At 56.9% G+C, this 26,288-nt stretch carries 24 protein-coding genes; 13 read left to right on the forward strand and 11 right to left on the reverse strand.

Annotated elements, in window-relative coordinates:
* The 4 genes from LBR61_03840 to LBR61_03855 all read right to left on the reverse strand — a co-directional run.
* A partial coding sequence (locus tag LBR61_03840; GenBank protein ID MDR1731205.1) for a 3-hydroxyacyl-CoA dehydrogenase family protein occupies positions 1 to 872 on the reverse strand: 872 nt, incomplete at its 3' end.
* A complete protein-coding gene (locus LBR61_03845) occupies positions 869 to 2,716 on the reverse strand; it encodes an ABC transporter ATP-binding protein/permease (GenBank protein MDR1731206.1) in 1,848 nt (615 codons plus the stop codon). The genes LBR61_03840 and LBR61_03845, both read right to left, overlap by 4 nt.
* Positions 2,703 to 4,544 (reverse strand): ABC transporter ATP-binding protein/permease, encoded by a 1,842-nt coding sequence (locus LBR61_03850; GenBank protein MDR1731207.1) that lies wholly within the window; start codon positions 4,542 to 4,544, stop codon positions 2,703 to 2,705. The genes LBR61_03845 and LBR61_03850 overlap by 14 nt, the downstream gene beginning before the upstream one ends.
* Before the next feature lie 4 nt (positions 4,545 to 4,548).
* The gene (locus tag LBR61_03855) at positions 4,549 to 5,262 is read right to left on the reverse strand and encodes a polysaccharide deacetylase family protein (protein MDR1731208.1); all 714 of its coding nucleotides are present in this window, start codon (positions 5,260 to 5,262) and stop codon (positions 4,549 to 4,551) included.
* 276 nt (positions 5,263 to 5,538) lie between these two features.
* Between LBR61_03855 and LBR61_03860 the strand changes: the two genes are divergently transcribed.
* From LBR61_03860 to LBR61_03895, 8 genes are all read left to right on the forward strand, one after another.
* Positions 5,539 to 6,066 (forward strand): cytidine/deoxycytidylate deaminase family protein, encoded by a 528-nt coding sequence (locus LBR61_03860; GenBank protein ID MDR1731209.1) that lies wholly within the window; start codon positions 5,539 to 5,541, stop codon positions 6,064 to 6,066.
* Between the two features lie 96 nt (positions 6,067 to 6,162).
* Positions 6,163 to 6,738, forward strand: coding sequence for an HDIG domain-containing protein (locus tag LBR61_03865; protein ID MDR1731210.1), 576 nt, complete (start codon positions 6,163 to 6,165; stop codon positions 6,736 to 6,738).
* Positions 6,739 to 6,972: 234 nt separating this feature from the next.
* Entirely contained in the window at positions 6,973 to 7,611 is a 639-nt protein-coding gene (locus LBR61_03870; GenBank protein MDR1731211.1) for a response regulator transcription factor, read from the forward strand.
* Between the two features lie 136 nt (positions 7,612 to 7,747).
* The gene (locus tag LBR61_03875) at positions 7,748 to 9,004 is read left to right on the forward strand and encodes a sensor histidine kinase (GenBank protein ID MDR1731212.1); all 1,257 of its coding nucleotides are present in this window, start codon (positions 7,748 to 7,750) and stop codon (positions 9,002 to 9,004) included.
* 12 nt (positions 9,005 to 9,016) lie between these two features.
* Positions 9,017 to 10,639 carry an MBL fold metallo-hydrolase gene (locus LBR61_03880; protein MDR1731213.1) on the forward strand — a complete coding sequence of 541 codons (1,623 nt, stop codon included), beginning with the start codon at positions 9,017 to 9,019 and terminating at the stop codon, positions 10,637 to 10,639.
* A gap of 45 nt (positions 10,640 to 10,684) precedes the next feature.
* A complete protein-coding gene (gene tyrS, locus LBR61_03885; protein MDR1731214.1) occupies positions 10,685 to 11,977 on the forward strand; it encodes a tyrosine--tRNA ligase in 1,293 nt (430 codons plus the stop codon).
* A 56-nt stretch (positions 11,978 to 12,033) separates the two neighbouring features.
* Positions 12,034 to 12,873 carry a hypothetical protein gene (locus LBR61_03890; protein MDR1731215.1) on the forward strand — a complete coding sequence of 280 codons (840 nt, stop codon included), beginning with the start codon at positions 12,034 to 12,036 and terminating at the stop codon, positions 12,871 to 12,873.
* Complete coding sequence (locus tag LBR61_03895) at positions 12,870 to 13,754, forward strand: lysophospholipid acyltransferase family protein (protein MDR1731216.1); 885 nt, start codon at positions 12,870 to 12,872, stop codon at positions 13,752 to 13,754. Before LBR61_03890 ends, LBR61_03895 begins: the two co-directional genes overlap by 4 nt.
* Before the next feature lie 20 nt (positions 13,755 to 13,774).
* Here LBR61_03895 and LBR61_03900 read toward each other — a convergent pair whose 3' ends face one another.
* The 6 genes from LBR61_03900 to LBR61_03925 form a co-directional block, all read right to left on the reverse strand.
* The gene (locus LBR61_03900; protein MDR1731217.1) at positions 13,775 to 15,133 is read right to left on the reverse strand and encodes an MATE family efflux transporter; all 1,359 of its coding nucleotides are present in this window, start codon (positions 15,131 to 15,133) and stop codon (positions 13,775 to 13,777) included.
* Between the two features lie 70 nt (positions 15,134 to 15,203).
* The gene (locus LBR61_03905) at positions 15,204 to 16,238 is read right to left on the reverse strand and encodes an NAD(P)-dependent glycerol-3-phosphate dehydrogenase (GenBank protein MDR1731218.1); all 1,035 of its coding nucleotides are present in this window, start codon (positions 16,236 to 16,238) and stop codon (positions 15,204 to 15,206) included.
* Positions 16,239 to 16,258: 20 nt separating this feature from the next.
* Positions 16,259 to 17,614 carry a nodulation protein NfeD gene (locus LBR61_03910; protein MDR1731219.1) on the reverse strand — a complete coding sequence of 452 codons (1,356 nt, stop codon included), beginning with the start codon at positions 17,612 to 17,614 and terminating at the stop codon, positions 16,259 to 16,261.
* Positions 17,615 to 18,979, reverse strand: coding sequence for a DNA repair protein RadA (radA, locus tag LBR61_03915; protein MDR1731220.1), 1,365 nt, complete (start codon positions 18,977 to 18,979; stop codon positions 17,615 to 17,617). It abuts the gene before it with no gap.
* A gap of 84 nt (positions 18,980 to 19,063) precedes the next feature.
* Positions 19,064 to 19,909 (reverse strand): glycine/betaine/sarcosine/D-proline family reductase selenoprotein B, encoded by an 846-nt coding sequence (locus LBR61_03920; GenBank protein ID MDR1731221.1) that lies wholly within the window; start codon positions 19,907 to 19,909, stop codon positions 19,064 to 19,066.
* A gap of 85 nt (positions 19,910 to 19,994) precedes the next feature.
* Entirely contained in the window at positions 19,995 to 20,630 is a 636-nt protein-coding gene (locus LBR61_03925) for a TetR/AcrR family transcriptional regulator C-terminal domain-containing protein (GenBank protein ID MDR1731222.1), read from the reverse strand.
* Between the two features lie 299 nt (positions 20,631 to 20,929).
* Here LBR61_03925 and LBR61_03930 point away from each other — a divergent pair, with 299 nt between their 5' ends.
* From LBR61_03930 to LBR61_03945, 4 genes are read left to right on the forward strand one after another with little or no spacing between them, the layout of a single operon-like run.
* On the forward strand, positions 20,930 to 22,225 hold the full coding sequence (locus LBR61_03930) for a glycine/sarcosine/betaine reductase component B subunit (protein ID MDR1731223.1): 1,296 nt from the start codon (positions 20,930 to 20,932) through the stop codon (positions 22,223 to 22,225).
* Between the two features lie 24 nt (positions 22,226 to 22,249).
* The gene (locus LBR61_03935) at positions 22,250 to 23,566 is read left to right on the forward strand and encodes a glycine/betaine/sarcosine/D-proline family reductase selenoprotein B (GenBank protein ID MDR1731224.1); all 1,317 of its coding nucleotides are present in this window, start codon (positions 22,250 to 22,252) and stop codon (positions 23,564 to 23,566) included.
* 12 nt (positions 23,567 to 23,578) lie between these two features.
* Complete coding sequence (locus LBR61_03940) at positions 23,579 to 24,304, forward strand: DUF5058 family protein (GenBank protein ID MDR1731225.1); 726 nt, start codon at positions 23,579 to 23,581, stop codon at positions 24,302 to 24,304.
* Between the two features lie 30 nt (positions 24,305 to 24,334).
* Positions 24,335 to 25,021, forward strand: a complete 687-nt coding sequence (locus LBR61_03945; protein ID MDR1731226.1) for a hypothetical protein — start codon at positions 24,335 to 24,337, stop codon at positions 25,019 to 25,021.
* A 236-nt stretch (positions 25,022 to 25,257) separates the two neighbouring features.
* On the opposite strand, the gene LBR61_03950 is transcribed toward LBR61_03945, so the two are convergent.
* Positions 25,258 to 25,569 (reverse strand): type II toxin-antitoxin system RelB/DinJ family antitoxin, encoded by a 312-nt coding sequence (locus tag LBR61_03950; protein ID MDR1731227.1) that lies wholly within the window; start codon positions 25,567 to 25,569, stop codon positions 25,258 to 25,260.
* A 225-nt stretch (positions 25,570 to 25,794) separates the two neighbouring features.
* Between LBR61_03950 and LBR61_03955 the strand changes: the two genes are divergently transcribed.
* A complete protein-coding gene (locus LBR61_03955) occupies positions 25,795 to 26,211 on the forward strand; it encodes a transcriptional repressor (GenBank protein MDR1731228.1) in 417 nt (138 codons plus the stop codon).
* The last annotated feature ends 77 nt before the right edge of the window (positions 26,212 to 26,288 follow it).

Here is a 26,288-nt window from a genome sequence, read left to right on the forward strand (position 1 = left end):
CCGCTGTAGTCGTAAAAACCGCGGCCGGCCTTTGTTCCGTAAGCGCCCTCATGGTAGAGTTTCGAGAGAAGTCCGGAGGGTTTTTTCTCGTCGTTCAGGTCGGCGAAGAGATAACTCGCGATGCGGTAAAAAGTGTCCAGCCCTCCGAGGTCCACGGTTTCGAAGGGGCCGATACAGGCGTAGCGCATCCCGAGTCCGTATTTCATGACGTCGTCCACGTCTTTTATGGAGGCGTGCCCCTTTTCGACGATGGAGAGCGCTTCCCGCAGAAGGGCGAACTGAAGCCTGTTCAGGATGAATCCCTGGGGATCCCCCCGCACCGTCACCGGATGTTTCCCCAGAGAAAGCGCCACGTCGCTTACGATTTCGAGGGTTTCTTCAGAGGTTCGGGCGCCGCCTGTGACCTCCACCAGAGGCACGATGTGGGGCGGGTTGATCCAGTGCATACCGCAGAATCTTTCCGGAAGGCGCACCGATTCCGACATAGCCGTGATGGAGAGCCCGGAGGTGTTGGTGGTGAGTACGACGTCCTCCGGGAGGAGGGAAGAAGCCTCGTTCCAGAAGAGGCGTTTGGCGTCCATGTCCTCGGTGATCGCCTCCACAAGAAAATCCGACCGGCACAGGTCATTCGTCTCTGTCGTCCAGACGATGCGCTCCAACAGGGCTTTCGACTCGTCGGGCGTCAGATCCCCCTGTTCGATCAGAGCGCGCTGGTTGATGGAGATCAGCGCCTGGCTTTTGTCGATTCCCTCTCGTCTTCTGAGATACAGAACTACGCTGTAGCCGTAACGCGCAAAAATTTGGGCCAGGGAGGAGCCCATCGTTCCCGCTCCCGCAATCGCCACGGTTTTTATTTTCGAACCTCGTTTCATACGTTTCCCCTCGTTTCTTTAGACGCCCAGGCGTCTGTGATGTCCTCTTCATACTGCATCGACCAAAGTTTAAGATAGTATCCCCTTTTGCGCAGCAGTTCCCGATGTGTTCCTCTTTCGATAATTTTACCGTCCCGCACCACGAGGATGAGGTCGGCGGCCCGGATCGTCGAGAGACGATGGGCGATCAGGAAGGAGGTCCGACCCTGCAGAACCTTCGATATGGCGTTCTGGATCAGCCGTTCCGTTTCGGTGTCGATGGACGACGTGGCCTCGTCCAGGACGAAGATCCGCGGGTCGGCCAACAGAGCCCGGGCAAAGGCGACGAGTTGTTTTTCCCCCGTGGAGAGCCGGTCGCCGCCTTCGCCCACGTCGCTGTCGAGCCCCTGAGGAAGTTTTCTCAAAACGGCGTCGGCTGACGCCAGATGAATGGCCTCCAGAATTTGTTCGTCGGTGGCGTCGAGACGCCCGTAACGGACGTTGTCGCGGATCGTTCCCGAGAAAAGATGCGGCGTCTGCAGCACGCAGCCGATGTTTGAATGCAGCCACAACTGTGAACGTTCCCGATAGTCCCGCCCGTCGATAAGGATTCTTCCGGAAGTGGGCTCGAAAAAGCGGCAGGCCAGGTTGACCAGAGTTGACTTGCCCGCTCCGGTTTCTCCGACGATGGCCAGGCAGGTTCCTGCCGGTATGTCCAGGCTGAAGTGGGAAAGGACTTCCTCGTCGCCGTCGGGATACTGAAAAGTCACGTCGTCGAAGCGAATGTCGCCAAAGAGGGGCTCCCAGTTCTCCCGTCGGGGGTGGAAGCTGTCGCCGTACTTTTCCGTGACCTCGGGGGAATCCGTGATTTCCGGTTTTCGCTTCAGCAGGGCATCGACGCGTTCGATGTTGGCTCCCGTGGCGGTGGCGTCCGAAAAGAATCGGGACAGGTGCTGTATGGGCTCAAGAATGTTGATGGCGTAGGAAATCAGCGCCGAAAGCGTTCCGAAGGCCATGGACCCCTTCAGGATGTACGAGGACCCCTGAGCCAGCATCATGGCCACGGCGAAGGACCCGAAAGCCATCATCACGGGCATGTAGATGGCACTCAGAGTGGCCGCTCGTATGGTCTCCCGGTACATTTCCCCGGAGAGACCGGAGAACTCCACCGCGTTGAGGTCCTCGACCACGAGGGTTTTCGACGTGCGGGCTCCGAGAATCCCCTCGTTGAAAGCGCCCGTTATGAAGGAGTTCGCCCGGCGGACTTTTCGGTTGTGACGCAGGATTTTGTTCTGGAACCAGAACGTGATCAGCGCCAGGACCGGCAGAAGCCCCGTGAACCACAGGCCCAGCCTCAGGTCCAGCAGGAGCATCGAAACCACGGCGAAGACCACGTAAGAAAGCCCCCACATCAGATCGACGAGTCCCCAGGCCACCAGCATTCCAATTTTGTCGGTGTCCGAGAGAACCCGGGCCAGAATGTAACCCACCGGCGTCGTGTTGTAATAGGAAAGGGAGAGCGTCTGCAGGTGGTCGAAACAGGCCTTCTTCAGGTCCCGGGAAAACCCCAGCTCCACTCGAATCGCCATTCTCGTGAAGATCGCCACGAACAGGAACTCCAGGAGGATCACGGCGGCTCCGGCCAGGGCCGCGGCGGGGATGCCTCTCGAAACTTTGGGAATGATGAAGGCGTCAATGAAATACTTCTGATATAAGGGGATGCAGACGTCGATCACCGAACAGGCGAGCATGAGGGACAGGGCTGCGGCCACCGTTCGACGGTAGGGTCGAAAGAAGGGGAGCATCGCGGCCCATACTCCCAGCCGAAAGGGTCGGTCGGAAAATTCGTCCTCATGGAACTGCATGTGGAAACTCCATTTCTTCGGACAGTTCCTCTTCCGAGTTCCGCTGCATGTCGTGAATTCGCCTGTAAAACCCGTTGCGTTTCAGCAGCTCGGCGGGAGTGCCGATTTCCGCGATTTTACCGTTTTCCAGAACCATGATCCGGTCTGCGCCTGAAACAGAGGTGAGTCTGTGGGCAATGATCAGTGTGGTAACGCCTTTCGTTCTCTGATGGAGGCCGCTGCGGATCTTCGCGTCCGTTTCGGTGTCCACCGCGGAGAGGGAGTCGTCGAAAATCATGATCGTCGGTTTTTTGAGCAGTGTTCGGGCAATGGCCACTCTCTGCTTCTGCCCGCCGGAAAGGGTGACGCCCCGTTCTCCCACCAGGGTGTCGTATCCCAGCGAAAAATGTTCGATGGCCTCGTCCAGCCAGGCCGCCGCAGCGGCTTCGCGAATTTCCTCGACGGGGCAGTCCGGGCGGAGGGAGGCGATGTTCTCGCGGATGGTGCGGGAGTAGAGAAAGGGCTCCTGAAGCACAATGCCGATGTTTTCCCGCAGCCATGCGCGTTTGTATTTTCGAATGTCCGTCCCGCCGATCCGGATTTCGCCTTCTCCTTCCTTCAGATCGTACAGCCGGCACAGGAGGTGGGCGATGGTGGTTTTGCCGGAGCCGGTCGCTCCCAGTATGCCCAGCGTTGTCCCCTGTTTTATCGTAAAGGAAAGGTCCCGCAGCACCGGCGCTCCGCCGTAGGAAAAATTGACGCGGTGGAATTCGATGTCGCCGCGAATGGGGGTAACGAGGGCATCCGGCGGGTCGTCTTCGACCCGTGCGCGCAGAATTTCCAACAGACGAGAGAGGGAGACTCCGGTCCTTCCCGCTTCGGCGAGAACCCTTCCCAATCCGCGAACCGGCCAGATGATCATCGAGTTGTAGGTCAGAAATACGATGAATTCTCCCACCGTGACGTTTCCTTCGACGGCCTGCCAGGCTCCGGCGGCGCAGATCGTGACCATCTGGAGGCCGGTCAGCAGGTCCCCCAGCCCCCAGTAAAGACTGAGCAGGTTCCCCAGTTTCACCCAGAGGCCGGCGTAGCGGCGGTTTCGCAGGTCAAAGCGTTCGGTTTCGTAGAGCTCGCGTCCGAAGGCCCGCACCACCCGAACTCCCGTGAAATTCTCCTGAGCCGCGGCCAGAAGTTCGCCTTCCGCCTCGTCCGCCGCCTGAAAATGGGGAGCGGTCCTTCGCAGAAAGAAAAAGGACGTGAGAAAGGTCACGACCAGAAAGGCGAAGGAGAGAAGGGACAGGGCCACGTTCATGGAAAGCAGGATCGAAGTGGCGAAAACGATCAGAGCCAGAGTGCGGACCACCTCCACGACCTGGGCGGACATAAAGTTGTGGACGACGTCCACGTCAGAGGTGCATCGCTGAACGATGTCTCCGGTTTGAATATCGATGTGCCAGGCGTAGGGCAGGTGCTGGATGTGGGTGTAGAGCGCGTCTCGAAGGCGCTTTGTCAGGCTCTCCGCGGCCATGGAGAGCGTCCGGCGGTGAATAAATCCCAGCAGCTCTCCGGCGACGGAGATTCCGGTCACCAGCAGAACGATGAACGCCCGATTTTCGCTCATGGCTTGAGCAAGCCCCGTGGTCAGACCGGAAAAGGCTCCCGAAAAATACGAGGTCGGAGGAACGTCTCCGATCACGCTGTCCACCACGAAACGAATCGCCTGAGGCAGGAGGAAACCGCAGAACGTCGAGGCGAGCATGGCCGAGAAGGAGACGCAGTAAAGAGCTCTGCTTCCGGCGGAGATGTTCCACAGCAGAGCGAAGGGGCTTTTTGCCGCAACCGGAAACATCGGTTTATACCTTTCCCCCGTCCCACAGCTCCTGCAGGGTAACGAAGCGGTATCCCCGTTCGCGGAGGGCCTTTACGATTCCCGGCAGGGCCCGGACGGTTTCGGGGACCCCCGAATGCATCAGGATCACGGCGCCGGGCCGGACGTCTCCCAGCACCTGGGCCGTGATGGTTTCCGCGTTCCGTCCCGTGTAGTCGGCGGTGTTCACGCTCCAGAGCCCCAGCTTCATGTTCATTTGCCGCATGGCTTTGAAGATCACGAGGCCGAATCCCCCTCCGGGCGGTCGCATGAAGCGGGGAGTCCGGATGTTCAGCCTGTCCATGACTTCATTGCATCGCTCCGTCTCGCGGATGACCTTTTCCAGCCACAGGGTGTAGAGTTTGGGGTGTGTGTAGCTGTGGTTCTCGATCATATTGCCGGATTGGTCGATGGCCCGGGTGATCTCTTCGTAACGTTCGGCGAACTTGCCCACCAGGAAGAACGTTCCCGGAGTCCGGAGTTCCCGCAGAACCGTCAGCAGCTCATGTACGCCGTTCTCCCGCGGGCCGTCGTCGAAGGTCAGAACCACCTCCCAGACGAAGGGATTGCCCGAGGCGATTCCCCATCTTCCTCTTTCATCGGAAAGAGGCCCCCACTGAACGCACAGAAAAAGACACAGCAACGCGATTGTCAGGCTCCGTTGACTTTTGCGCAGATATTTCGGCGTGGAAATTTTCATCGCGATCCTTTCGATTTGTATGAATTTCGGCTGCACAGATTCCCGGCCTGCATGAATTTTGAATCCTCTGTCTTCCTGCCCCCATGACGCGGATGCATCGATGATATAATGAAACACTATAATGTGTTTTTGAGAGTTGCGCCAGAGGGAAATATATTTCGAGGCAAAATAATCAAAATGGGTTTGAAGTCAGTGATTGATATTAATGTTAAATTAAAATCAATTTAAAGCTAAAATGAGTTTGTTAAAGAAGGGCATGTAAAGAGGAACATGGCGCTGCAAAACGCAAGACCGGAGTGGGATGTGTATTTTTTGACGATCGCGATGATGGCCGCAATGCGAAGCACCTGTCTCCGCAGGCGGGTGGGGGCCGTAATCGTTCGGGACAGGCAGATCGTCAGCACGGGATACAATGGGGCGCCGAGAGGCACAGCGCATTCTTTCGACGTGGGGTGTCTGAGGGATATTTTGGGGATCCCTTCGGGGGAACGTCAGGAGATGTGCCGGGGGTCCCACGCCGAGGGAAACGCCATTGCCCAGGCGGCCCGCATGGGAATCGCCACGGACGGAGGAACCCTTTACTGTACTCATGAGCCCTGTTCCATGTGTACGAAATCCATATTGAACGCGGGGCTTGTCCGGGTGGTCTACATGGTGCCCTATCCAGACAGGCTGGCGGTGGAGCTGCGGGAGGAAACGGACGTGATTTTCGAGGCCATGGCCCCGGAAAAAGTGGAGGAAGCGCGGGAATGGATGAGGCAGGCGGCTTCCTTCACGCCTCAGTTGAACAGAAGAAGCGAATAAATAAAAGAAGCGAAGCCAAAAAATAAAGATAAAATTATAAAGAGAAAAATAAAGAAGTCAGAAGGTGTCCGCGCGACCCCGAAGGAGGAAACGGATTTGGTTCCCACAAGAGATGAAGCTTTGTCGCTTTTAAAAAAATATAACCAGGATGAAAGCCATATCAAACACGCCTTTGCCGTAGAGGGGGTCATGCGCCATTTTGCGCGGCGGATGGGCGGCGACGAGTCCCTGTGGGGAGTGGTGGGCATCCTCCACGACATCGACTGGGAGCGGACCATGAGCGATCCCGCCCGTCACTGCAACCTTGCGCCGGAGCTGCTTCGGGAGGCGGGAATTGACGAGGGGATCATCCACGCGGTCCAGTCTCACGGATATGAGATTTGCTCGGACGTGGAGCCGGAAAACGATATGGAAAAAGTTCTTTTCGCCGTGGACGAACTGACGGGGCTTGTGATCACGGCCGGACTCGTCCGCCCGTCGAAGTCCCTCGCGGACCTGGAAGTAAAGTCCGTCAAAAAGAAATGGAAGGATAAAACCTTTGCCCGGGGCGTGGATCGCGAAGTCATTCAGAAGGGGGCCGAACGAATGGGAATTTCTCTGGACGAGCTGATCGAGCAGACCATCGAGGCCCTGCGCCCCATCGAACGGGAGATCGGGCTGCCGGGGGCCTGAGCGCGGCGGCGGCGACGAAAACTTCTTCTCCTGTCCTGTCTTCTCTTGCCTGCTCTTCTTTATTGTCAGTAGCTTTGCTCTTGTTCGTATTTTGACAGCCTGTTAGGCTTTGGATGAAGAGTGACTTTTGACTGTAGAATTATAGAAATTGCAAAGTTGGTTTTACCAGGAATAACACGAGCAATTAAGAGCAATTAAGAAAAGAAAAAAGTTTGTTGGAAGGAGAAGTTTCCCATGCCGATTAAAGTGATTTTAGCCGATGATCATCCTTTGACGAGAGCGGGAATCGCGGAATTTTTGAGGAGAGAAAGTTCGCTCGAACTCGTAGGAGAAGCGGAAGACGGTCTGAAAGCGTGGCAGCAGATTCAGGACCTCAAACCCGATGTGGCGCTTTTGGACATTCGGATGCCGGGCATGGATGGAGTGTCTGTCGTGCAGAAGGTCAAGGAAGCGGGGCTTCAGACGGCCACGATCATGCTGACCTCTTACGATGCGCAGCAGTATGTCATGGCCTCTCTGCGTGCGGGGGCCCGGGGGTTCGTCCTGAAGACCGTCACGCCCAAGGAACTGACGACGGCGATTGCCACGGTGGCCCGGGGAGGGCTTTATCTCGATCCGGAAGTCGCCTCGGTCATGGGAGAAAGAGATTTTGATCCGGAACAACTTTCCACCCGGGAGAGAGAGGTTCTCGTCCTGGCGGCGAAAGGACTTTCCAGCAAGGAGGTTGCGGGCAGGCTTTTCATCAGCGAGCGGACCGTTCAGACCCACCTCGCTTCCATTTACGACAAACTGGGGTCCAAGAATAAAACGGAGGCGCTGCTTCTGGCTCTGAAGTATGGAGTGGTCACTTTGGAGGAGCTGTTGGAAGATTAAATTTTTAGTTGTCAGAACGCCCTGGCTGAATTTTTTAAAAAAGAATCTGCTGGCGCTTCTTTTAGGCGCGCTGATGCTGCCACCCGTAGCTGTATTGATGGTGGCAGCTTTTGCACATTTCACTCAGGAGCGGGCCATGGAGGCCACGGTGAGTTCCTATGTGCAGGACCTTGCGGAGGGAATGGCGTATCGCCTGAGTACCGAGGGCAGAAGCTGGAGCCTGCCGGAAGAACCCTTTCTCTCCTCGACGCGCTACAGGGTCTTTTCCTGGGGACTGGCCATTCCGGGGGGCGTCGCCTACATCGGCGCGGACGGAAGGATCATCATGTCCTCCCCGGGGACTTCCGCCATCGCGGAGCTCTGGAAACCGGGCCTGCCCATGGGGACGGCCATCCGGGTCGAAGATAAGGTGGGGCATCAGTACACCATGGCGATTTATCCCATGGACCAGGGTCGAGGCTACGTGGTGGCCGCCGTCTCCTGGGATCAGCTTCTGGGAGGACTGGTGCGGGTGGGACGTCCCTGGCCGGTTCTGATCGTCGTCATGTCTCTGGGCAGCATTCTGGCCATTCGCCTGCTCTGGCGGCGGCTGATCTCGCCTCTGCAGGGGCTGGTGGCCGAAATTGACGATCTCCGGATGGGGCGGGATACCCCCAGCACCATTGATTTACGGGCGGTGAAGGAAATCGAAAGCGTCCACAACGCCCTGACCCGGTTCGCTCACGCGGCGGTGGAGCGCGACAACCTCCGCAACCGCTACGTGCGGGATATTGTGCAGGTGCAGGAGACGGAGCGGCTGGATATGGCCCGGGAGATTCATGACGGTCCCCTGCAGGACATCACGGCGCTTTTGCAGCAGATTCACATGTCTCTGGAAGAAGGCGAGGACACCCGCGCTCGAATCAAAAAGACGGAACTGCTGGCCAGGACTGTGGTCCGCGAACTTCGAGGGCTTTGTGACGAACTGGCCCCCCCCTGGGTGGAGCTGAAGTCCGCGGACGCGCTGTCGGAGCTTTCGGAGCGTCTTTCTCAAAGCTACGAGGTGCGCGTGTCCGTGGAGCTGGACGAGTCCATCGACCTGGGGTCCGAACGGACGCTTTCTCTGGTCCGTATTTTTCAGGAGGCCGTTTCCAACGCCGTCCGCCACGGCGAGGCGACGGAAATTTGCGCCCGGATGTTCGAAAGAGACGGCAGCGTCGTTTTTGAAGTTCAGGACAACGGGAAGGGCTTCGATTCCGGTTTCGACCACGAAAAACTGCGGGTGGAGGGACATCGGGGCCTGGCCAACATGAAGGAAAGAATGTCGCTGATCGGCGGTTCGCTGGAAGTTGAATCCAAAATTGGCGAAGGAACGTGTATTCGGTGTATCATGAAACGTGAGCCCGTCGTGTAGGGGGGAGATGTCTTGAGAGTCAGATTTCTGGGAGCCGCCCAGGAGGTCACTGGTTCCAATTATCTTGTCGAATGTGGCGGCAGAAGGATTTTTGTGGATTGCGGTATTCATCAGGGGCGCAACGAAGACGAGCGGAACCGGGAGTCTCCTTTGGTCGATCCGGGAAAGCTCGACGCGGTGCTTTTGACTCATGCCCACATGGATCACTCGGGAAGGGTTCCGTTGCTGGTTCGTCAGGGGTTCAAGGGAAAAATCTGGGTGACCCGGACGGCGGTGGAACTGCTGGATGTTCTCTGGCGCGACTCCGCCCACCTCATGAAGGAAGAGGCGGAGTGGAAGAGCAGAAAAAACTCCCGCAGGGGCCTGCCGCCTGCGGAGCCGCTCTACGACGAAAAGGACGTCTCCAATACCATGGCGCTTTTACAGCCTGTGGACTACGCGACGCCTTACGAGATCCTGCCCGGCATGGAGGCCTGCTACTACAACGCGGGCCACATTTTGGGAAGCGCGTCTGTCGCCCTGAACCTCAGAGAACCGGAAAACGAGGTGCGGCTGGTGTTCAGCGGAGACCTAGGACAGCAGGAAGCCGTAGTGGAGCCGCCTCCCTCCGTACTGGACAAAGCCCATTACGTCCTTATAGAGTCCACCTACGGCGATCGTCTCCACAGAAATCTGAACCAGACGCGGAAGGAGTTTCGGGAGGTAATCACCAGCGCCCTTCGGGACAGGGGAAAGGTCATCATCCCCAGTTTTGTCATCGACCGGGCCCAGAGGCTTCTTTACGAACTTTTCCTGATGCAGCAGGATGGCCTGATACCCGACGATCTTCCCATCTTCTTCGACTCCCCCATGGGGGCCAGGGCCACGGAGCTTTATCGCCAGTATTCCGACACTCTCTCGGAGGACATACAGAAGTGCATCTCCGACGGGCAGGAACCCTTCAGGCCCAAAGGGCTGACTTTCGTTACGTCTGCCGAGCAGTCCCGGACAATCAACGACGTTTCTTCCTGCATCGTCATCGCGGGAAGCGGCATGTGTACGGGAGGGCGGGTTGTCCATCATCTGAAACACGCGGTCTGGAATCCCCAGAACCACGTTATTTTTGTGGGGTACCAAAGCTACGGGACGCTGGGGCGTCGCATCGTCGACGGGGAAAAGGACCTGCGCATCGCGGGGGAAGACGTTACGGTCAGGGCGCAGATTCATACCCTGGGCGGATTTTCGGCTCACGGGGATCGGGACGACCTTTTGGCCTGGGCGAAACATATCGGGCCCAACCCGCTTTTTTTCGTTGTGCACGGCGAGCGCAAGGCGTCGCATGCTTTTGCCGCTTCGCTTCAGGAGGCGGGAATGCGTTCTCTGGTTCCCATGAAAAATCAGGAACTGGCGCTCTCGTCCGAGGTCGTTCTTCGGTCCGGGCAGCCCGTTGCCGTTCCGGTTCAGCCCCTTCCCGAGCCGCAGCCCGCGTGGAAGGGCGACAACGAGGCCGTCTTGGCGGTGGACAGCATCGCGAAGCTCCTGGAAAATCTGCGGGTAGAGCTGAAAAACGCCGCGAACGCCAGCGAGCTGATGCCGCTTTTGGTTTCGACCCGTACACTCCTGGAGACGATGAGCAACCGGGCCCAGAAGAAATAAAGATTATGTATTCAATGAAATTTATGTATTTATGGAGGGTTTTTGATGCCGCCTGACGGTCAGAAAATCAACGCATATGAAATTTTACAGTCCCGTGGCCTCGTGGAGTGGTGCAGCGCTCCGGAAAAATTGCAGGAAGTTCTGAACGAGGGAATGACCACAATTTACATCGGATTCGACCCTACGGCGGACAGTCTGCATGTGGGGCATCTCATCCCCATTATGGCTCTGGCCTGGATTCAGCGATGCGGACATCGTCCCATTGCCCTTGCGGGAGGGGGAACCGGCCTCATCGGAGATCCCTCCGGAAAGAGTAAGGAGCGCAACCTCATCACCATCGAAGAAGTGCGGAAAAACGTGGAGGGAGTCCGTCCTCAGCTGGCGCACTTTCTGGACTTCGACTGCGGGAAGAACTCCGCGGTGCTGGTCAACAACTACGACTGGCTGTCGGAGTTTTCCTTCCTGGATGTCCTTCGGGACGTGGGCAAACATTTTTCCGTCAATGCCCTCATCGCGCGCGACTACGTCAAAAGCCGCCTGACGGATCCCGATAAAAGCATTTCCTATACGGAGTTTTCCTACGTCCTCCTCCAGTCCATGGATTTTCGTCAGCTCTATGAAAAATACGGCTGCCGCCTGCAGATGGGCGGAAACGACCAGCAGGGCAATCTGGTGGCCGGCGTGGATTACGTTCGCAAAACCACGGAGGGCGAGGTCTTCGGCCTGACTCAGCCTCTGCTCCTGACCGCCGCCGGAACCAAGTTTGGCAAGACGGAGGACGGGGCGGTGTGGCTGGACCCGAAGCGAACCAGCCCTTACCGTTTTTATCAGTTCTGGATCAACTCCGACGACAGAGATGTGGAGCGTCTGCTGAAACTTTTCACATTTCTGTCTCTTGAAGACATTTCGGCGCTCATGGAAGAACACGCAAAAAATCCGGCATTGCGGACGGCCCAGCGCCGTCTGGCCTTCGAGATAACCCGGCTCGTTCACGGAGAGTCCACGGCGGAAAGCGTCGTAACCGCCAGCGAGGTCCTCTTTGGTTCGGCTCGTCTTTCGGAAGTCGGAGAGGAGACGTTCGGGATGCTCAAAGAAGAAATGCCCTTTTCCGTCCTCTCTCAGCCTTTGCCCGGAACGGTGGTAGACGTCCTTGTGGCCTGCGGAGCCTGTGAAAGCAGGGGAGAGGCGAAGCGCGCTATCAAGCAGGGAGGAGTTACCCTCAATGAAAAACGGGTGGAGGAGGAAGGCGCTTTGCTGTCGAAAGAGACGCTGCTCTGCGGGCGATACGTTTTTGTTCGCATGGGTAAAAAACGCTTTCATCTCATCGCCTTTAATTGAATTTAAGTGAATTCAACTGAAGATAAACGACAATTAATCGACAATCGGAGAATATTATGAAAAACTGCATTTGGTATGTTTCGGGTTTTCATCGTCCCTGGGAGGCCTCGATGGTGGGGAATCTGGCGACCGCCCTGAAAACGGCCGGTTTTCCGGTGCAGGTCTATGTCGCGGGAGGAACGAAGGACATTCGCGTGGAGGGCGTTCTTTCCTGGAAATCTTTGACGATGTTCGAGCGTTTGGCCGTGGTGCTCTTTCGGGGCGACCTCTGGCATCTCTGGGGTAACCCGCCTTTTTGGTGGAGGTTCATTCGCCTCAGGGCCCGCACGGTGCATACCCTCCTGGAGGAATCCCCCGCCTGGCAGGGGCACCCCACCCGCCTTTTCCCGGAGCAGACCCTGGAGGGAGAAAGTCTGGTGAAGCCCACCTTCGAAACCAAAGTCGCTCTGACGGGTGATTCCCCCGAGTCTCTTTCCGCGCTTTTGCTGGCGCTGCCTCCCACGGAGCCCCTTCAGAAGGCGGTGGAAGCCCTGGCCTGGGAGACGGCTCCGGTGAAAAAAACGGGAAGCGCCCCCGTTTCGGGAGGAGCGATATTTGTGGACGACGCTCCCTCGAACGCGCTTCTGGCCGCCTGGGCGACAATGCAGGGCATCCCTGTCGTGGCCCGCAAATCTTCACTGCTTGGGGGGCTTCTGGGCAGAGAAGGCTATTTGGCAGCCGGGGAGGACTCTCAGGACGCCTGGGTCGAGGTTCTCAAAGCTGCCCGCTCCGAAGAGGGAAGAGGGGCTTCGGTGAGCGCCCGTCGTTTTTTGAAGGAAAAATTCAGTTCCGCCAACGCTGCGGAGTCTCTGATCGAGCTTTACAGTTCCGTCAGCCGAAAGCGGGAAAATGATTGAAAGCCGCAGTATGGGCTCTGGAGGCCCTTCGTAAGTCCGTTCGTCCGGGCTGGCGCGCTTCCGGTCTGACCTGTTTTCTGAAAGGCGTTTTAAACGCGTTCCGCCCGAGAGGCGAGCGCATCCTCTCGAACCTGGCGATGGTATATCCGGACCGCCCGGGGGCCTGGCGCAAAAAGCTGCGTCGCTCCCTTTACGGTCACCTGGCCTGGACCGTAACCGAAATTCTCGCTTTGCAGAGGGACCCCGCCCAGGCTCTGGACTGGATAAGGGAGGTGCAGGGTCTCCAGTATCTCGAATCCCTCCAGGGAGAAAAAAAAGGCGCGCTTTTCGTCAGCGCCCATTACGGCAACTGGGAGCTCATGGCGTCCTGGTACGCTCAATATCTGAAGTCCGGACGGAAATCCCGGGACTTTTATATCGTATCCCAGAACATGAGAGACAGGGACCTTTCCGCTCTGGTGGAGCGCTACCGAAAAAACACCGGAATAAAACTTTTGCCCAAGAACACCTCGACTTTGGAAATGGTGAGAGTTCTGAGATCCGGCGGGCACATCGCCATGCTGGTGGACATCTCCTGGATCGGGGGCATCCTTTTGCCCTTCATGGGCCATGAGTGCACCCACGCCACGGGGCCGGCCGTTTTGTCCCTTTTGGCTTCCGTTCCCGTCGTCCCCATATCCATCCGCAGAGAAAAACCCTTTTGCCACGTGGCGGAGTTTTTTCCGCCGCTTCCCGTTCCGGAGAACGGTGACCGCCTTGACCGAATCGCTCAGGTGACGCAATCCATCTCCGGCGCTGTGGAAAGGATGATCGACCTTCGACCTGAACTGTGGTTCTGGCTTCACAACCGATGGAAGAAGGAAAAAGCCCGGGAACTGTAAACTGCAGAAAACTGAAGGGCTTATTTCTTGCCGCCTCCGTGCCGATAGAGCACAAAAGCCAGCCCCGCGCACAGAAAATCCAGAATCGGCTGCACCATCATCAATCCAGTCATGGGAACCAGCCGGTTCATCAGAACCATGAGAGGTACGTCCACAATGCCCTTGCGAAACAGGGACACGATCAGGGCTTTGCCCCCCTGAGCGGTACCCTGGAACAGCGCCGTGAACAGCAGAGTGAGGGAGAGAAAGGGCATTGCCATGCAGTGCAGGCGCATGAAAAAAGCGCCTCGGGAGATGGTTTCTGGTTTGTCGATAAAAAATTGGATGAACCTCGGCGCGAAAATTTCCAGACACGCGACACAGGATCCCGTAAAGATGATGGACACGATGAGCGAATATCTCAGAGCCAGTTTCATGCGTTTTTGGTCTCCCGATCCGTAGTTGTACGCCAAAAGCGGCAAAACGCCGTTCGACAGACCCTGTACGATGCTGGCCGGAACCATGTCCACTTTTTTGACGATCCCAAGGGCCGCCACAGCGATGGAAGTGTAGGCGGACATCAGGTTGTTCAGCACCGCCGTGGAGAATACGGCGAGAAAAACCTGCAGCGCGGAGGGCAGGCCGACGGAAAACACCTGCGCGACGGTCTTCCGGCCGCACCAAAAATTCCAGGGGCTCAGGGAGAGAACCGTTTTTTGGCGGATTTTCCAGAAAAACGCTAAAAAATAAAGAGTTGCCGCGATGTTGGAAATACAGGTCGCCAGCGCGGCCCCGGCGATGTGCATTCCCAGTCCCCAGGAGAAAATAAAGGGCGGGTCGAGAAGAATGTTGAGAACGCCGCCCAGCGACATGCCCAGGGCCGCCTGTTTCGACGCGCCCACCGAGCGGACGAGATGGGCCAGAAACATGTTCAGAACGGTGGGAACTCCGCCGATTACAAGAACCCAGAAAAGATAATCCCGAACATAAGGAAGGGTCTCCGCATCCGCTCCCAGCAGCATCATGAACGGCGCGCCGCCGGTAAACACCCCCAGTGACAGGGCGGAGGTCGTTCCGACGGTCGTCCACAGACAAAAAGAAGAAAGCTTTTTCACCAGACGGTAATCTTCCCGTCCCAGCGCGGCGGAAATCAGGCTTCCGCCGCCGATTCCGAAAAGATTGGCGATGGCCGTCAGTCCCCAGAAAAGGGGATAGGCAATGGTCACCGCCGCCACCTGACTGTTGTCGCCGAGCTGCCCGATGTACCAGGTGTCGGCAAGGTTATAGACCATGGCGATAATCTGACTGATGATCGTCGGAACGGCAAGCGTCGCAATTGCCTTTCCCAGAGGCGCGGATTTAAACAGAAAGGTTTCTCTCTCGCTCAATGACGTCGGCACGGAGTTCGGACCCCTTTATTTAATATAATAGCGCGATGCGCAAAACAGGGTGGGAGACCGCTCATAAAAATCAGGTCTGCGGCGTCGTTTTGCGCATTTCCGGACGAGGTTCGCGGAAGAGCAGTTTTTCCAGAGCCTGTTCGATGGAGGCTCCCTCGTAGAGAATCGCGTGGACGCCCTCGGCGATGGGCAGTTCGATGCCCGTCTCCTTCCCCCAGGCCACGAGAGCTTTTACCGTGTGGGCGCCTTCGACCACCTGCCCGATCTCCGAAGCGGCCTCCTGAATGTTCAGTCCCTGCCCCAGGGCGATGCCGAAGCGCAGGTTCCTGGAGTGATGGCTGTAGCAGGTGACCATCAGGTCTCCCGTGCCCGCAAGCCCCGCCAGAGTCAGCGGAGAAGCGCCGAGGGCCGAGCCCATGCGCATAATCTCGGCCAGCCCCCTGGTCGCCAGGGCCGCTCTCGCGTTGTCTCCAAAATTCAGGGCCTCCGCAATTCCCACGGCGATGGCGATGACGTTTTTCACAGCCCCTCCCAGCTCTACGCCCGAAAGGTCGCTGCTGGTGTAGATGCGAAAGTGCGGACTGTTCAGAAGACTCTGCCATTCCTCAGCGATCTCCAGGGATTTCGAGGCGACGACCACCGCCGTGGGAAGGTTCCGAATGACTTCCTCCGCGTGGCTGGGGCCGGAAAGGGTCCCCCAAAAGAGGGCCTCGGGTTCGGCGGCGGCAAACACGTCCTCCGCGATCTGGTGAGGCAGTTTGCCCGTGGCGATTTCGATTCCCTTGGCGAGGCTCAGAAACTTCACCGGCTTCTTTCCAGCCATGACGACGGGAAGCGCCCTCTGCAAAACGCCCCGAAGGTACTGCGCGGGGACGGCGAGAACGACATGGGGAGAAAAGGTGATAGACTCCTCGAAGTCCGGGCTGGCTGTGACCTTCGCGTCCAGCGGGTGTCCTCTCAGATAACGGGGATTGATGCGCGTCCTGTTGATGGCCTCCGCCTGAGCCGGGTTCCGGCACCAGAGGCGGACGTCATATCCCCTCTGCGCCGCGTAATGCGCCATGGCGGTTCCAAAGCTTCCCGCTCCCAAAATTGTTAAATTCATGAAAATCCTCTTCGGTCGATTTATGATTTCAACTTATGATTTTTTTCGTCCACGATCAGGACGATGCCTTCCAGCGCCACGACCACCGCCCAGGTCCCCTTTGACAGGGGGGTCGCTCGGCCGCTTCGGGCCTTCCAGAGCTCTCCGTGACATTTGACCATGCCCTCGGGGGAGAGGTCTTCGATAACCTCCACGTCAAGCCCGATCAGGCCCTGCTGTCCCGTGGAAATTTTGGCGCGCAGGCTCCTCGCGATGATCAGCGCGAAAACGGCGAAGCACAGGCCCAGGGCGATTGCCATCCCCGCCAGAAGGCTGACGGATACGTGCAGCAGCTCTCCTCCGGGGGCCCGAAACAGAAAAACGCCTCCGGCGACGATGACGGCGATGCCCAGCAGGCTCAAAATACCCACGCCGCCCACCAGCAGATCGATGCCCATGACGATGACGCCCGCGCCCACCAGGGCGATTCCCGCCCAGTTGAAGGGCAGCATTTTGAGCCCGATACTGCCCAGCAGAAGCATGATCGCGCCCGTTACGCCAAGGACAAAACCGCCCGGCGTGATGATCTCGTAGAAAATGGCGAGCATACCGCCCACCAGCAGCAGGTAGGCGATGTCAGGGCTGGAAAGAAACTGAATCAGACGTTCCTGCCCCGTCATTTCCACGGAGGCGGGCAGGTTGTTCGCAAATTCGATCTTTGCCGGTCGTCCTCCCACCGTCACGGTTCGTCCCCGTATCGCCGTGAGAAGCGAGTTCAGGTCGTCCGCCACAATATCGATCACGTTCTCCTGAAGGGCCTCCTGTGCCGTCAGGGAGAGGCTTTCTTCAATCATGTCCTGGGCAATTTTTTCATTGCGGTCCCGAAGCTGCGTCAGGGCGCGCATCTGGGCCATCAGGTCATTGGTGATTTTCTTTTTCATATCGCTGTCCGGGACGTCGCCGCCCGACGCCACCACCGGATGAGCCGCGCCGACGTTCGTGCCGGAAGCCATGGCGGCAATGTGCGCCGCCTGCATCATGAACGCCCCCGCCGATGCCGCGCGTCCTCCGGGGGGAACCCACATCACAACGGGAATTTTTGAGGCCAGAATCGCCTGTGTGATGCCTCGGGTTGCCTCGACGAGGCCTCCCGGCGTATCCAGCCGGAACACGATCAGGCCTCCGTTGTCCGCTTCCGCTTCGGCAATGGTTCGGGTGACGAACTGTTCCATCTGCACCCCCACCGTGCCGTTCAGAGGCGCCACGAACACCCTGCCGCTTCCCTGTGCCCGGGCCGGTCCGGCGCAGGCGGAAAGACACAGCAGAGCCGACAGAATCCGGAGAGTCACGCGTCTGAGGTTCTGATGTTGTGTTTTCGATAAATTCAGGAACTGCATCTATAGCCCTCCTTTTTTCAGAGCTTCTTCCAGGTCGTCCACTCGTTGGATTTCAAGCCCCGCGAACTCCGCGCTTTCGGAGGCGCCGCGCTCTCCGGAGCTGACAATCGCGCGTTTCAGGCCCAGTCGGGCGGCCTCTTTCAAACGCGCGGCGAGCCGCGTCACAGGACGAACCTCACCGGCAAGCCCGACTTCTCCCAGATAACAGCAGTCGTTGCGCAGAGGCCGGTCTTTCAGCGCGGAGGCCAGAGAGACGCAGGCCGCGAGATCCGCGGAGGGATCCTGGATAGACAGCCCGCCGGCGATGTTCAGATAGAGGTCGCAGCCGCTGCAGGGGATTCCCGCCCGTTTTTCCAGAACGGCCGTCAGAAGCTGAAAACGGTTGAGCTCGATGCCCCGGGAGGTTCGTCTGGGGTAGGGAAACGTCGTGAGAACCGCCAGAGTCTGAATTTCCGCCACCAGAGGCGTCGACCCTTCCATCGCCAGCGTCATGGCGACGCCCGGCACCGCGGTGTCAGAGCGGTTCCAGTACAGGCCGCTCTTGTCCTCGACGGCGATGAGCCCGTTTTCCCGCATCTCGAACACCCCCAGCTCGTCCGTGTTGCCGTAACGATTTTTCACCGCCCGCAGCATTCGGTAGGACGAGTAGCCCTCGCCGGAAAAGGTCAGCACGGTATCCACCATATGTTCCAGCAGCATCGGCCCCGCCAGCCGTCCGTCCTTCGTGATGTGCCCCACGAGCACGGCGGGAATTTGCGCCGCCCGGGCGGAGTCCACGGTTCGCTGGGCCACGGCGCGGACCTGGTTCGGAGTTCCCGGCCAGCCGGTTTCCTCCGGAGCGCGCATGGCCTGTACGCTGTCCAGAATGATCAGCCCCACGCCCTCCAGTTCGGACAGGGCTTCTTCCAGGTCGGACCCGCAGTACAGGAGCAGGTTCTTCGAAGCCACTCCCAGCCGTTTCGCCCGCAGGGCCACCTGAGCGTTTGACTCCTCGCCCGAAACGTAAAGCACGGAAAGCCCCGCGGCTGCCATTCGTCCTCCGGCCTGGAGCAGAAGCGTCGATTTGCCGATTCCCGGCTGTCCTCCGATCAGCACGACGCCGCCGGGCACCAGCCCTCCTCCCAGCACGCGATCCAGTTCGCCGATTCCCGAGGAAAGACGGGGAGGGGGAGTGACGGATACGGCGCTGACCACCTCCACCCGCGGTGATTTTCTGTTTTTGGCGGACGGGGCGGGCGTTACCGTTTCGAGAGTTCCCCACTGCCCGCATGACGTGCATCTTCCCGTGCGCGTGACGGTCGAAAAACCACAGCTGCTGCATACGTAACGTAACGGTTCTTCTTTGCTCAGCAGAAATCCCTCCAATCCATACCGCTCATTATATTATTGAAAGAATCTATTGAAAGAATTTATTGAAAGAATGGGGTTGTCCGCCGGAAAATTGCCGGGTTACAGCGCGTATACGAGAGAGCCGTTTTGGGGCGGGGTCGCCGAGAGCATCCAAAGGGCTTTTTGAACCATTTCTTCTCGATATTTCACCTCATCCTCCCTGGACAGGCGCGGGTTTCCGAAAACACATTCCACGCTGTTGCCCCGGAGGATCCGGTTGACCCCGAAGCTTTCGGCAATTTTCGTCAGGTTGGTCGCCTGAACGACGGGAATGCCCACCCGTTCGATTTCTCTGGCGATGATCGCCCCGCAGCGGGTGCTGGTGCCGCAGGTCGAAGAAAGAATGACCGCGTCCGCCTCCGTTTCTTTCAGGGAAAGCGCTATTTTCTCTCCGAAGGCCTCGCTGTTTTCCGCGGGCGTCATCACTCCAGCTAAAGTATAAAAAATGTCTGAAAGTTTCCCAATAACACCCTGACGCTCAAGACGGCGCAGGGCGTCTACCGGCATGAGTCGATTGGGGTCTTCGAGAATCAGCGCGTTGTTGTAACCCTGGTGACTGATTTCGTAGTCCTCCGGGGAGAGCTGTTCTTTTCCGTAAAAAGAGTAGATGCAGAATTTTTTGGCGTTTGAGGGCGTCACGTCGTCCGGATTCCCTTTGGGGACAAGGCCTCCGTCCGTCACAAGGGCGATCTTCGACTCCGACAGAGGACGCGAAAGGATGGGAACAGAGGAAATTTCGGCGTTCGGCATGGGAACTTCCGTGCAGTATTCCTCTTTTCTGTATTTTGCCAGAAGCATATTGATTCCCCGCTTTGGAGCGGGTACAGAGTAATCGACTGCCGTTTCTCCCACCCCTCTGAGAGCGTTGGGATTTCCCGCGCCGTAAACGACCCCGAGATTTTTCACAGGACAGAACCTCCTTTGTGTACCCTCTTATTGTATCTCATTCTTCGGTCCGGAAACCTCCGGGGACTCTTTTCATATTTCAGACTCATTTTACATGCGAAACCTGAATTGTATTCTGTGTATTCTGGACGTCAGGTTCCTGACCGGCGGTTTTCTCGTCGGAGGGCGCGATGGAATAGCGGGATCCCGCCAGCATACTCACGCGGCGAAGCTGTTCGAAGCGGGCCATGTAATCGTCCTGCATACCCTGCTTTACCCAATCCATAACGATGCCCGCGTAGGAGTGCGCCTCCATGCGCGCCATCAGAAATAATTCTTCGTCGGCGAGTTTGCAGCCTGACTGACTGTAGATCGTGTTGATATGTATTTTCAGAAGCTCGAAGTAGAAGTCCACGAGGTAGTCCTGCAGCGAATTCTGCCCCGCGTAGTCCAGTGCTTCCAGATAGAAGTCCCGGTTGGCCTGCATGTATCGGCATAACCTGACAAAACCGTCAAACCAGCGGTCTGGTTCCGAAAAAGCGTTGATCTCGGGAAGGGTTTCGGAGTAAAAAATCCAGTTGATCAAATCATATTTGTCGTTGAAATGATAGTAAAAGGTATTCCGACTGATACCGCAGTACTCTGTAATATCGGAAACCGTTATTTTTGCCAGACTCTTTTCCTTCACCAGCGCTTTAAGCGCATCGACCAGAGCCTTTTTCATAAGCGCCGTCTTTGACATTTTCGTCCTCGTTTTGTTCAAGCTGAACCCGACAGACAAAACTTAAGCCGGAGGTCGAAAATTCTCCCCAAAGGTTCATGCAGCAGTTAAAATTTCTCAACATTTTTTGCGCAAATGAAGAATATTGTCCTAAAACCAAACATATTCAGCCAATTAACAATTACGGGCGAACAATGATTCTTCCACGTATAAATTATACTATATGCCGTTTGTGTTGCTTTGTGTGTTGCTTTGCTTTGTGTGTTGCTTTGAAAAATCTTTGAAATACAGACCCTGTACGGGGTCGGAAGGGAGAAATTATGTGCAGGGAGCTTTCCATCGATTACGTGAATATACGCAACGTCATGTTTGGAAATCGCACGGAACTGCGGAACGGCGTGCTGACGCTGGACAAAGAAGAACTCATGGCGCTGGCGAATAAACCCGTATTCGACTCTTTTGACATCAAAATCGCGTCTCCGGGGGACAGCTGTCGTATCCTCGGAGTTCACGAAGTCATGCAGCCTCGCTGTAAAGTCGACGCGCCGGAAACGTCATACCCTGGAGCATGGGGCAGTCTCGCCCCGGCGGGGGAGGGGAGAACCGTCGCGCTGCGGGGCGTCGTCATTACGGAGCTTTATTACCCCAAAGCCAACGTCAAGTGGTACCTGGATATGTGTGAACCCTGTTCTCATTACTCCTACTATGCCCGGCATCATCACATCATCCTGGACGCGACTCCCGGCAGCGGCATCAGTGACCTCACTTACAGCGAGGCGCTGAAACACTCCGCCCTCTCCATCAATGTCCACCTGGCGAAGCTGGCCATCGGTCAGACACCGGACAAAACAGAATTCTTTTCTCACCGTCCTCTGGATGAGGGGCAGAGGGGAAAAGACGGGAAAAAGCTGCCTCGCGTGGCGTATCTCTGCACGCTTCAGGCAACTACGGATTTTTGGAACTTTCTTTATTATGGCCAGAGCGCTGTCGGTTATCTGCCCATCATCGTGCAGCCCACCGAGATTCTGGACGGAGCGGTTATTTTTCGCTATTGGGAAAATACCTACGTGCTTCAGAACGATCCCTACGTGAAGGAGCTCCTGAGCCGGCACGGCAAAGATCTCGATTTCGCCGGCGTCGTTTTCGCCAACAACACGATGAGAATAGGCGACAAAAGCGCGATGGGCCTGATCGCGGCCGGATTGTGCAAAAACACCCTCCGGGCGGATTGCGTCATGGTCAACAAGTCGGGAATGGGACACGCGCAGCTGGACGCGGTTATGGCCTTCAACTGGTGCGAAAGCATGGGAATGACCGCGGCGGTCAACCTCGCCGGAGTCAGCAACGACACTCCGGGAGACATGCTGGTCATCGCCGATCCCAAAGTGGATGCCGTCGTCAACAGCGGCCGGCATTTTCTGCTCGAACATCCAAGGGTTGAGCGCCTCATCGGGGAGGACGTCAACGTTCCCAGTCTGCTGGGACTCGATCCGCGAGGTCCTTTTACGCACACGACCAACTACGCCTACGCGGGCGTTTACGGTCAGCTCGGAGACTGCTATCGAACCATGGACGACGACATCACATGGACCGCTCCGGAAGCCTGCGCTCAATGAAACTGAAAACGAGGTGAAAAAGTCATGGCAAAATACAGAATTGTACATTACGTCAACCAGTTTTATGGCGGATTCGGCGGAGAAGACACGGCGGGAATGGGAATAGAGGTCCGCGAAAATCCGGTGGGACCCGGACTCGCCCTGCAGGCGGCCCTTGGCGAAGCGGGAACGGTGGTCGCCACGGTGATCTGCGGAGATAATTACGCGACAGAAAACCTCGAAAACGTGACGGAGGAAATCCTGAAGATCGTTGAAGGCTTTAAACCGGACATATTCGTCGCCGGCCCCGGATTCAACGCCGGGCGCTACGGGCTGATCTGCGGCGCGGTGACCTCCAAAGTCGCCGAACAGCTGCTTATTCCGTCGGTCACGGCTCTCTATCAGGAAAACCCGGGAACGGATCTTTACAAGGACCGGTGTTACATTCTTAAAACGGACAACAACGCCCGCGACATGAAAAAGGTCATTTCCGAGCTGGCTCGTTTCGTTCTGCGCCTGGCCGCGGGGGAGGTCATCGGCAAGGGCGATGTGGAACACTACCACGGCAATGGCCCGGCGCCCCTGATCGACTACTCTCTTCCAGCGCCGCGGCGGGGTGTGGATATGCTTCTCGCGAAACACGCGGGGTGTCCGTTCAAAACGGAGGTCGTCATACCCTCCCGGGAACCTGTTCCCATTCCCCGGCTTCACAAGCCGCTTTCGGAAATCAAACTGGCCCTCGTAACCGACGGAGGGCTCGTTCCAAAGGGTAACCCGGACAAAATGGTCCCCACCAACTCCACCATGTTCAAATCCTACCCGATAGAGGGAAAAGAGCGTCTGGATGCTCAGGATTACGAGGTCAGCCATCAGGGATACAACAACGCTTTCGTTTTACAAAATCCCAACCGGCTCGTCCCTCTGGACGCCGCGAGAACTCTGGTCGCCAGGGGGGAAATCGGGGAGCTCCTTGAGAAATACTACACGACCGCGGGCGTGATGACGCCCATGGGCACAGGGAAAAAGTTCGGAGAAAATATCGCGAAAGAGCTGAAAGAAGCCGATGTGGACGCGGTGCTTCTCGTCTCCACCTGAGGAACGTCTACCCGCTGCGGTGCAGTGATGACAAAAGAGATAGAACGCGCCGGTTTACCTGTAGTTCACGTCACCAACCTCACAAAAATTGCCGAAGGCATCGGTTCCAAACGCATATTCAGAGGCAACAGCATCGTTCACGTTCTGGGAGATCCCCAGCTTTCACCCGACATGGAGGCACGGTACAGAGAACAGCTGCTGTCCCAGGCCCTGAAACTTCTGGAAGATGCTCCTGTCGACGAAACGAGCAGCATTATTTACGAATAGGAGAGATTAGAAATGGAGAATTATCTGGTCATTGCGGAAGCCTTTCCCGTCTGGCTTTGTGTTGTTCCCGCCGTTGTTCTCGTTCTGTTTCAGGCGGCGATTTTCGTTAAAAAAGCCTATCGGGCCGGAGCCGAGATCGGCATGACTCAAAAGCAGCTCAACTCCGCCATACGAGCGAGCGCCATTTCTTCCATCGGGCCGGCTCTGGCCATTCTGTCCACGCTTTTGGCGCTGCTGGTATTGGTAGGAGGCCCCGTCGCCTGGATGCGCCTTTCCTACATCGGCAACATGCTTTTCGAGGCTTTGGCTTTTAACTTCGGGATTACAGCCAGCGGCATCGAGACGGCTGCCGGTCAGGCCGTTACAGGGCAGGCGTTTGTGAACGGCGTTTGGGTCATGATTCTGGGCTCCATCGGCTGGATCATCGTTTCGATTCTGATCACGGACAAAATGAACGTCGTGCAGCATAAAATTTCAGGCGGCAACCCGAGAGTCATGCAAATTATCGCCTCCTGCGCCATGATTGCGGGCCTGGGTTCGCTTATCGTTCCCTATGTGGTGCCGATCTTCACGGCCGCGAAAGTCGACAGAAACGGTGTGTCCGCCATTGGCGGCGCCGCCGTCATGGCCGCAATCTGCGCTTTCAATAAAAAACGGAAAATCGGCTGGCTCGGCGAGTGGTCGCTGGCCTTCGCTATCCTGGGCGGCCTCGTGCTGGCGCTCTGCATAAAAAAGTGAAACCGGGACAAAAAGAAGGAGAGATATAAAATGGATAAACAGGCGATTCTCGATAAAGACTACATGCCCTACATCAACAAATGGGGAAAACTGACAAACACCGTGGGCGTGTTTTTCGCTTTCGTTCCGGTTATTTATTTCGGCGTGAGATACGGTTGGTGGCCGCAGCCTGGCCCCGTTTTTCAGGGCTGGCTCAGCATTTCCGCCAGCGCGGGAATCCTGTGGATTATGCAGCCCATACAGTTCTTCCCCGTCTTAGGCGTTGCGGGAACCTATATGTCCAACCTGTCTGGAAACATCTCCAATATGCGGGTTCCCTGTTCCATCGCGGCGGAGCAGGCCGCCGGAGTTCAGCCGGGAACGCCCGAAGCGGAGATTTGCGCGAACATCGGCTCGGCCGTGTCAACTCTCATCAATATTCTCGTTCTTTCCGCCGGCGTCCTCGCGGGGTCGTCCCTCCTGGCCCAACTGCCGCCCGCCGCCTCGGACGCGCTGAAAAGCCTGCTGGTTCCCGCTTTGATTGCCGCCTGCGTCGTCATGGTAGGATGGACCGAGCCTCGTATTCTTCCCCTTGCTTTCCTCCTCGCGGTTCTCACGCGCATCTTTTTCACGGTCTGTCTGCCCCGGCTCATGTCCATGGCCGACATCACGTCGATTTTTGTCGCGATCTTCGTTTGCGTCGCGCTGTATAAAATGAAAATTTACATCAGGGATTGATGGCTTTATAAGCAGCAAACCAGCGAACATATCGTTCAGGGGGCCGCTTTCACGAGCGGCCCTTTCGGTTTTTCCGACCCCGCTCGCAAATATCGGAAGAGCCGCAATATTCCCCTCCGTTCACAAGTCTCTCGATTGCTTCGGCGTTGATATAAGGTCCGACAAACTGCCAGGCCGAAGCAACGGAGCTTTTGCCTGAACCGTTCGGTCCCGCGAACACCAATATGTGCGGAGTGTCAGTCAAGATCATAAACTCTCCTGCCGTCAGGGTATTCAAGGTACGGACAATTCTGTTCGTCGTCGAACAACGCTGTCGGAGTGCCGTTCTCGACGGCTTTGCTTATTTTTGCTCTGACGCTGCGGCGCATAAGGACATCCTGAGGATCGCTGTCGAGTTCGAGTGCAAACGGAATTGACCGACTTCGGGCCACGCGGGTCAAAAAGATGTTGATGCCCGTACTCATATTCATGCCCAGCGCGTTGAACACTGTTTCGGCGTTTCGTTTGACTGTGGAGTCAACACGGACGCTCAATCTTGTTTCGCCCATTATGGAACACCTCCGCATCCAATATGTTCCATTTATACATCCAATGGAGATACAATAGCAAGCGTTATATTTGGAAAAAGATTACTCCTCGAATAACATCCTCGAAAATTTCAAAAATTTCTCCTTGACAAATTTTTATAGAATGAATATACTAACGCTATTCATTCTTAATAGCTTAAATGAATCCGCCTCACGCGGAAAAACAAAGGGGGCGACGGAGCGGGGATGAAAGATTTCGACCCCAGCCCTGCGCAAACACTTATTCGGCGTCAGACGGTGCAGAGGAAACTGGTTTTAGACGCGGTTCGCGCGGGTTGTCACCCGTCGGCGCGGGAGATATTCGTCTCGGTTTCCCAGTCGGCCCGCGTCAGTTTCGGAACGGTCTACAGGAACCTGCAGGTTCTGGAGGAGGAGGGCGAAATCGCTCGCGTTGAAATAGACCCGGAGGTAGTTCGCTACGACTGGAAACTGACGCCTCATCATCATTTCCGATGCGTGAAATGCGGGCGCGTGTTGGATTTCCCCGTGCCCTGCCGCGTCGAGTTGGACAGGGACGCGGAGGAGGAAAGCGGTTTTGTAGTCGAGCGCCGCCTCGTGGCTTTCGAGGGGATTTGTCCGGAGTGCCGAAGTTCGGACGCCTGAGTCGTTTCTCCAAAAGGAGAGCGTTTTATTTTAAGCAATAAATAATAACGATTCCTGTTATTGTTTATTCCTGGATT

The sequence above is a fragment of the Synergistaceae bacterium genome (assembly GCA_031272035.1).
Classification (GTDB): Bacteria; Synergistota; Synergistia; order Synergistales; family Aminobacteriaceae; genus JAISSA01.

What these genes read in the sequence shown, in the direction of transcription:
- LBR61_03845 (MDR1731206.1), bottom strand. Translation starts at nt 2,716, where the DNA reads ATGCAGTTCCATGAGGACGAATTTTCCGACCGACCCTTTCGGCTGGGA.
- LBR61_03850 (MDR1731207.1), bottom strand. Translation starts at nt 4,544, where the DNA reads ATGTTTCCGGTTGCGGCAAAAAGCCCCTTCGCTCTGCTGTGGAACATC.
- LBR61_03950 (MDR1731227.1), bottom strand. Translation starts at nt 25,569, where the DNA reads ATGGGCGAAACAAGATTGAGCGTCCGTGTTGACTCCACAGTCAAACGA.
- LBR61_03890 (MDR1731215.1), top strand. Translation starts at nt 12,034, where the DNA reads ATGAAAAACTGCATTTGGTATGTTTCGGGTTTTCATCGTCCCTGGGAG.
- LBR61_03855 (MDR1731208.1), bottom strand. Translation starts at nt 5,262, where the DNA reads ATGAAAATTTCCACGCCGAAATATCTGCGCAAAAGTCAACGGAGCCTG.
- LBR61_03955 (MDR1731228.1), top strand. Translation starts at nt 25,795, where the DNA reads ATGAAAGATTTCGACCCCAGCCCTGCGCAAACACTTATTCGGCGTCAG.
- tyrS (MDR1731214.1), top strand. Translation starts at nt 10,685, where the DNA reads ATGCCGCCTGACGGTCAGAAAATCAACGCATATGAAATTTTACAGTCC.
- LBR61_03875 (MDR1731212.1), top strand. Translation starts at nt 7,748, where the DNA reads ATGGAGGCCACGGTGAGTTCCTATGTGCAGGACCTTGCGGAGGGAATG.
- LBR61_03940 (MDR1731225.1), top strand. Translation starts at nt 23,579, where the DNA reads ATGGAGAATTATCTGGTCATTGCGGAAGCCTTTCCCGTCTGGCTTTGT.
- LBR61_03870 (MDR1731211.1), top strand. Translation starts at nt 6,973, where the DNA reads ATGCCGATTAAAGTGATTTTAGCCGATGATCATCCTTTGACGAGAGCG.
- LBR61_03930 (MDR1731223.1), top strand. Translation starts at nt 20,930, where the DNA reads ATGTGCAGGGAGCTTTCCATCGATTACGTGAATATACGCAACGTCATG.
- LBR61_03910 (MDR1731219.1), bottom strand. Translation starts at nt 17,614, where the DNA reads ATGCAGTTCCTGAATTTATCGAAAACACAACATCAGAACCTCAGACGC.
- LBR61_03925 (MDR1731222.1), bottom strand. Translation starts at nt 20,630, where the DNA reads ATGTCAAAGACGGCGCTTATGAAAAAGGCTCTGGTCGATGCGCTTAAA.
- LBR61_03905 (MDR1731218.1), bottom strand. Translation starts at nt 16,238, where the DNA reads ATGAATTTAACAATTTTGGGAGCGGGAAGCTTTGGAACCGCCATGGCG.
- LBR61_03945 (MDR1731226.1), top strand. Translation starts at nt 24,335, where the DNA reads ATGGATAAACAGGCGATTCTCGATAAAGACTACATGCCCTACATCAAC.